Below are 7032 nucleotides of genomic sequence, written 5' to 3'. Positions count from 1 at the left end.
GGTCAACCAGCCGCCGATGGCGAAGAAGGCGCAGGGGAAGAGGAGCAAGCCGCTCCAACCGATGAAAACGAAGCGATCGCGCTTGAGCCAGTCGTCGAGGGCATCAAATAGACCTCGTTCGTTCTGGGCGCGTCCGACTGCTATAGTCATTTCGCGAAAATCCTCGTGCTTATTAAAAGGGGAAGGTTTCTAATTAAGTTAACATAACTATATATTACAAATTAACAAAATTTGCAATTCCCCTGGGCTAAAAAAAGGAAAATTTTATGACTGCACAAATGACATCCACAAGCGATCGCATACTCCGTCTGGAGGTTCTGGGATCGCGCCGCTTGAGTAATTACTTCTTCGCTGCGATCGTTAGTATCGGCGGGACTGGTTTTTTACTGGCAGGTATTTCTTCCTACTTGCACGTTAACCTACTGCCTTTTGCTGACCCTACTCAGCTTTACTTTTTCCCTCAAGGTATGGCGATGACTTTCTATGGGGTTTGTGGGGTGCTGCTGGCGCTTTACCTGTGGATGACGATCGCCTGCGATGTTGGGGGCGGCTACAATGAGTTTAATGGCGAAAATGGGAGTATTAGACTATTTCGCTGGGGTTTTCCGGGGAAAAACCGCAAAATTGATATCGCCATTAAGAGGGAGGATGTACAATCGGTGCGAATTGATATTAAGGAAGGTCTGAGTCCGCGCCGAGCAATTTATCTTAAACTCAAGGATCGTCGGGAATATCCTTTAACGCGGGTGGGACAGCCTTTAGGATTGTCTGAGGTGGAAAATCAAGGAGCTCAATTGGCTAGATTTTTAGGAGTTCCTTTGGAAGGTTTGTAATGTGAGAAATCTGGCTAGACCATGATTTGGAGAGTGAGGCGATCGTGCTTAGATATGAGTAGCGATCGCTTTTTTCAATGAGGGTTATGAGGTGCGATCGGTATTGTTTACTCAGGATATCCGTTTCTGATACCAAAGACTGACAACTTCATCCTCAAAAACCTACTTGTCTCTAAACTAGCGAAATCTGATGAAGTCGGATCGTCCCAGTTCAATTGTATAATTAATAGATTAAGTGCAATATTTTTAGGAACACTCAACATTTTCCACAATGGATGAAGTGATTCAAGGTAAAGGGTTCACAGTGAGAGCCAGCAAATTTGACTTCTTTTTTGGTAGAGTCACCTCAGACCCCGAAAATATAAAGCGCTCCTTGCAGAACTTGAAAGAATTAAATAGACTAGGAATTGATGAAACCATTGGAGGGCGCGATCGCCTACTACAAATCTTTGCTGAGGGATTAAATGCTCCAGAAGTCATCAATTATAGGAAACCCACCAAACATGGACTCAACATCACTCGGAAAGTCGAAGTAATTGGTACAGAGGCAACAGGAGCGATTCTAGTTTGCTACTTTTACCCCAGTGGCAACCTAGACAACATCCCTCAAATTACATCTATTATTCCTATGATATATCAAGAGTAAACATCATGAAAATCAAAATTATAGACCAATCAGAATTTGAGAAAATTGATAGCCCTAGAAGGATAATTGCCCACAATTACGCTCACAAGTTTGCAGCTATTGACCTCGGTGCTAAATTAGGATGCTACGGCATCAGTTGGAGAAGTGAGCTAATTGAACCAATTATTAAACTATCACAAAATAGTAGTGAAATGTGGATTGGAGTAGATGAAAAATTAGCGGCTATTAATCTGCATGATGGTCGCATTATTGTAGCTTTACCATTCACTACATACATTGTTCAGATTTTAAGTTTAGACAGTGCCACTGCTATACTAACTCAAGAGGAAGTGCTAGTTTTTAACCCAGAAGGAGCGATCAGATTTAGTGAAGCTTTACCCGATCAAGGAACCAGAATGTCAGTCATTGGCGAGCATCTAATAATTAAAATGCTAGAAGGAGATAGTTTCACTATTAATTTAATGACAGGTCATTTGCAGCAGGCGTTAAGCGATCGCACATATCCCATTCCTGAATCTCAAAGCGCGATCGCAACTCCTTAATCTCAACACCAGCCTCAAAGATATACACTTCCAATTCATGCCAGCGGCAAAATTAAAACAACTGTCGTCATTGTCCCGAACTCCGATATCAATATTAAAAACTTACTTTATACAATCGCTATTGTACGCCAAATTGGTACAATAAATCTGCTAACTGATTACTTGCGCCTTCAATCAACACTCGCTAAAATCAAAACTGTGTAACTCAGAGTCAAAATGAAAATTAAAATTCAGCAGTGGTTATTACCACTTTTCCTCGTTGGCGTACTAACTTTAGGAGGATGCGGCGATTCCCCTAGTGCAAATTCCTCACCCGTCCCTAGCCCCTCTGCCAGTCAAGCGGCTTCAACTCCACCGCAACAAGCGAGTAGCCCACAAATTAGTAATTTACCCCGCCTGGAAGGAAAGGCAACGGTAGTAATGGTAGTTAAAGGTGCCCCCATAACTATCGAAGTAGACGGCACAAATGCGCCTATTACTGCGGGTAATTTTGTCGATTTAGTCAAGCGCGGAGTTTACGACGGCCTGGTATTTCACCGAGTAGTTCGGGAACCGGAACCTTTTGTAGTTCAAGGCGGCGATCCCCAAGGGAAAGATCCTAAGTTTCCGGCGGCGGATTTGGGGACAGGTGGTTTTATCGATCCTGCAACTTCAAAAGAGCGCTATATTCCCTTAGAAATTAAGCCGAAAGGAGCCAAAAAACCTACTTATAGTACAACATTTCAACAAGCTGGAGTAACGGCTAAACCTGTATTACAGCACACTCGCGGTGCTGTAGCAATGGCTAGATCTAAGTTTCCTGATTCGGCTTCTTCTCAGTTTTATTTTGCTTTGAGTGACTCGCCAGCATTGGATGGCGACTATGCGGTTTTTGGCTATGTAACGCAAGGGATGGAAGCGATAGATCAAATTCAGGCTGGAGATCGCATTGAATCAGCTAAGGTAACGCAGGGTTTGGAAAATTTGAAAAATTAATTGTTAGTAGTTAGTGGTTAGTTGTTAGTTGTTCGTGGGCAAATGGTTAGTTTATAGTTGTAAGTGGCAGGTTACTGGTTGTCAAGTCAAATATTAACAACTAACAACTAACTACTAACAAATAGCAATGAGTGTAAAAGTTGTTGTTACTGGCATCGGTCTTGTTTCAGCTTTGGGTACGCTGGAATCTAGTTGGAATGAAATTTTATCTGGTCATTCTGGGATTTTTCTGCACCAACCTTTCCCAGAAATTGAATGCAGACCTTTGGCTTTAATTGGCAAAAAACCTGTTGAGTTAATAAAACTGACTCAGCAGGTTTTGGCTGATGCTATTATCGATGCTGATTTATTTTTACCTTTGCCAGATTGTGGCTTAGTTCTTGGTTCTAGTCGCGGAAATCAAGCAAAGTTAGAGCAGTTGGCAAGGGAAGGAAAAACGAAAAACGAAAAACGAAGAAGGAAGAATGAAGAGGAATTTAGTTATCTAGGAGAGGAGGAAGAAGGAAAAGAATTACCAATTACCAATTACCAATTACCAATTACCAATTACCAATTCTTAGATTGTTTGCCTCATGCTGGGGCGATCGCGGCGGCTAATTTCATTGGTACGAGGGGGCCGGTATTAGCACCAGCAGCGGCTTGTGCGACGGGAATTTGGGCGATCGCGCAAGGTTTTGAGTTAATCCAGACGGGACAATGCGATCGCGTCATTGCTGGCGCTGTGGAAGCCCCAATTACGCCCTTAACCCTAGCAGGATTCAATCAGATGGGTGCTTTGGCGCAAACGGGGGCCTATCCCTTTGATTCGCAGCGCGAAGGCTTTGTTTTGGGAGAAGGCGCTGCGGTGGTAGTTTTGGAGTCTGCTGAGTTAGCTAAGCGGCGCGGTGCTAAGATTTACGGTCAAGTTTTGGGGTTTGGCTTGACAAATGATGGCTGTTATGCAACAGCACCGGATTTAGGAGGGAAAAGTGCGATCGCAGCGATCGAGCAATGTTTAAGTCGTAGTAAATTATCTGTCAATGATATAGATTATATTCATGCTCACGGCACTGCAACTAATTTAAATGATGAACATGAGGCAATGTTAACTGAAAAGTTATTTCCTCAAGGAGTTGCTATTAGTTCAACTAAGGGAGCGACGGGACATACATTAGGTGCCTCTGGTGCATTAGGTGCGGCCTTGTGTTTAATGAGTATTAAACATCAAATATTACCGCCTTGTGTGGGATTGAGAACATCATTATTTGAGTTAGACTTAGTTATGGCGGCGCGTCGGAGTAATATCGGGAATACGCTTTGTTTTAGCTTTGGATTTGGGGGACAAAATGCTGTGATAGCTTTAGGTTGGTATAGGTAAAGTGCGGCTGGATGACAATGATTGAAGAAATTTTGCTGAAGATCGTTACCCTATACGAACCAAATCCGCAACTTTGGATTGATTTTAAAATTAGGAGAAGCTAAGATGAAAACTGACATTTTGAAAGAAACAATTGTCGAAGAAAAAGTAAACTACACCCTGGCAATTAATGGCAAGTTTAGCGTTATTGAAAACGTGCCAGCTAGGGTTTGTGTTGAAACTGGAGAGCGATTTTTTTCTCCTGACACAGTAGAGATTTTTCAACAAATGATTTGGGAAGAAAGAAGGCCTAATCGGTTAATTGAGATACCCGTATTTGATTTTACCAGATAGTTTCGCAGTTTTGCCTACATATCACGTTTAAACTAATTTGTCAAGTAAAATCAATCACCCGATCGCTCTACTTTCTAGGTTGAGCGGGGTTTATACTCAAGACTCAGTTTGGCTTACGGGTGGGGATATGATAGTCTAACGGGGAGTAACACCAACAGGCGTATGCACTATTAGCTCGGCGAAACTCTACTTAGACAGGGAGCGATCGCTCCGACTCTCAGCTCAATCGTAAGCTGACAAAAACTGAGTATTTATACTGAACTGCGCTCCGCTCGGCTCAAATAAGACTTTATAGCCCCAATTCTGGGCAAAAAGATCGCTTTACCGAGTGGTGAGAGTGAAGAAATACTGAGTAAATATAGCAGAAAGAAACTGACAAGATTAATCATTTGGTAATCTCAAATGGAGCTAGCATCCCATCGATTTATCTCCTATTTTGACCAAGAGCAAGCTGACCAATTGTGCCAAGTGGCAGAAGTGGAAAGCTTCCCCCTGGAAAAAGTAGTTTTTGAAGAAGGAGAAATTCCCGATTTTTTATACCTAGTTCTAGAAGGTCAAGTCGAGTTTAGCAAGCGCACACCCGAAGGCAAATATCAAACAGTTGCCGTAGCAAAACCAAACGACTTTTTCGGAGAATTTGGAGTTTTAGACGGACAGCCTCGCAGTGCTAGAGCCGTCGTTTGCGGTAATTCAACATTAGCAAAAATTTCCCGCGACACTCTGATGGACACCTTGAGAATTGCCAAAGGCAGTGCGGTACTTCATCTATTCGGTTACATTACTCAACACCTAAGATCCACAACAGACCAATACGTAAAACAGTTAGTTCACAAAGAGAAAATGGTAGTAGTGGGAGAAATGGTTAGCACCATCATTCACGACTTTAAAAGTCCTTTTACAGGGATTCAATTATCAAGTGAAATGCTCCAAGACTTGCATCCAGACGAAGAAACGGCTGAATGGTGCGAACTGATTCAATTGCAAGTACAGCGAATGTTAGGAATGGCGGACGAAGTATTAGAATTTTCTCGCGGCAATGCTGTACTGCACAAAAAAATAGTCAATTTATCTAATACTTTACAGCAATTTGAAAAGCTAAATCGAGTTTATTTTGATAGTACTCATGTCAATTTGGTAGTGCAGACAGCAGATGTAATTATCGAAGCTGATGAAAACAAGATTTTGCGCGTTTTGCAAAATTTAGTGGGAAATGCTGTAGAAGCTTTTGACGGTAAGGGTGGTAAAGTTGAGATTGTGCTTGAGACCGATGAGAAATGGGCAAAAATTATAATTTCTGACAATGGGCCGGGAATTCCAGAGTCAATTCGCGAACATCTATTTGACGCATTTGTAACTTTTGGAAAGCGGAGCGGTACGGGATTGGGAACAGCAATAGCTAAGTCAATTATAGATGCTCATGGCGGCGATATTACTTTTGAATCGCAATATTCTCAAGGTACAACTTTCTGCCTGCGTTTGCCACGAATAAAAACTGAATAGCTTTCGCTTTTAGATAACCAAAAATCTAAAATCTACAATTTACAATCTACAATTTAAAATGGGATGACAGCTACAATTCAAACCCTACCCGCAGAAGTTGTCCACCTAATTGCCGCCGGAGAAGTCATCGACTCTCTGGCCGCTGTAGTGCGAGAATTGGTAGAAAATTCCCTCGATGCGAGTGCAACTAGAATCATTGTTTCGATCTGGCCAGAGCAATGGCGAGTGCAAGTTTTCGACAATGGTATAGGGATGAGTTTAGAGAATTTACAGCAGGCAGCAACTGCTCATAGCACTAGCAAAATCAACAGTGCAAAAGACCTTTGGAAGATTACAACTCTGGGATTTCGCGGCGAAGCTTTACACAGTTTGGCTCAGTTAGCTTGCTTGGAAATTGCAAGTCGAGAAAATGATTTTGCAACTCCGATTGAAGAGAGATTAAAGCCTAAGAATGACCAGCAAAAATCCCCAAATCAAAATCTAACATCTGGTTGGCGAGTTGTTTACAATAATGTTGGGGAACCGACGGAAGTACAAGCAATTGCGATCGCTCCCGGTACTGTGGTAACGGTATCTAATTTATTTGGCAGTTGGCCAGTCCGTCGCGGTTTTGTATCTCCTACACAGCAGTTGCGAGCAGTACAATTAATACTTCAGCAAATTGCTGTTTGTCATCCCCGCGTTACTTGGCAAATTCGCCAAGGTGACAACCTGGTTTTACATATCAGTCCCGGCGTTACCGCCAAGGAAACTCTACCGCAAATCTTGCGAGGAGTTCGATTAAGTGACTTGCAACAATTAACCTTGGAAGTGTCACCACCTTTAGGGAGTGGGGGAGCAGGGGAG

8 protein-coding genes and 1 pseudogene are annotated in these 7032 nt (G+C 42.6%); 8 read left to right on the top strand and 1 reads right to left on the bottom strand.

Going from position 1 to position 7032, the window contains the following annotated elements:
• Positions 1-150, bottom strand: a pseudogene (locus tag PN499_RS02270) (photosystem II D2 protein (photosystem q(a) protein)); the annotation flags it as partial.
• A gap of 116 nt (positions 151-266) precedes the next feature.
• Between PN499_RS02270 and PN499_RS02265 the strand changes: the two are divergent.
• The 8 genes from PN499_RS02265 to PN499_RS02230 form a co-directional block, all read left to right on the top strand.
• Positions 267-833 (top strand): photosystem I assembly protein Ycf4, encoded by a 567-nt coding sequence (locus tag PN499_RS02265; RefSeq protein WP_272030044.1) that lies wholly within the window; start codon positions 267-269, stop codon positions 831-833.
• Positions 834-1104: 271 nt separating this feature from the next.
• Complete coding sequence (locus PN499_RS02260; protein ID WP_272030042.1) at positions 1105-1479, top strand: hypothetical protein; 375 nt, start codon at positions 1105-1107, stop codon at positions 1477-1479.
• Positions 1480-1484: 5 nt separating this feature from the next.
• A complete protein-coding gene (locus PN499_RS02255) occupies positions 1485-2021 on the top strand; it encodes a hypothetical protein (RefSeq protein WP_272030040.1) in 537 nt (178 codons plus the stop codon).
• 216 nt (positions 2022-2237) lie between these two features.
• Complete coding sequence (locus PN499_RS02250) at positions 2238-2996, top strand: peptidylprolyl isomerase (RefSeq protein ID WP_272030038.1); 759 nt, start codon at positions 2238-2240, stop codon at positions 2994-2996.
• Between the two features lie 127 nt (positions 2997-3123).
• Positions 3124-4353, top strand: a complete 1230-nt coding sequence (locus PN499_RS02245) for a beta-ketoacyl-ACP synthase (protein WP_272030037.1) — start codon at positions 3124-3126, stop codon at positions 4351-4353.
• 105 nt (positions 4354-4458) lie between these two features.
• Positions 4459-4686, top strand: coding sequence for a YgiT-type zinc finger protein (locus PN499_RS02240; protein ID WP_272030036.1), 228 nt, complete (start codon positions 4459-4461; stop codon positions 4684-4686).
• A gap of 402 nt (positions 4687-5088) precedes the next feature.
• Complete coding sequence (locus tag PN499_RS02235) at positions 5089-6186, top strand: ATP-binding protein (RefSeq protein WP_272030034.1); 1098 nt, start codon at positions 5089-5091, stop codon at positions 6184-6186.
• 63 nt (positions 6187-6249) lie between these two features.
• On the top strand, positions 6250-7032 hold a 783-nt coding region (locus tag PN499_RS02230), incomplete at its 3' end, for an ATP-binding protein (protein ID WP_272030032.1).

This window comes from Kamptonema animale CS-326, assembly GCF_028330895.1.
Classification (GTDB): domain Bacteria; phylum Cyanobacteriota; class Cyanobacteriia; order Cyanobacteriales; family Microcoleaceae; genus Kamptonema; species Kamptonema formosum.
The sequence above is the reverse complement of the archived record's forward strand: the minus strand, read 5'-3'. Positions and strand labels throughout refer to the sequence as shown.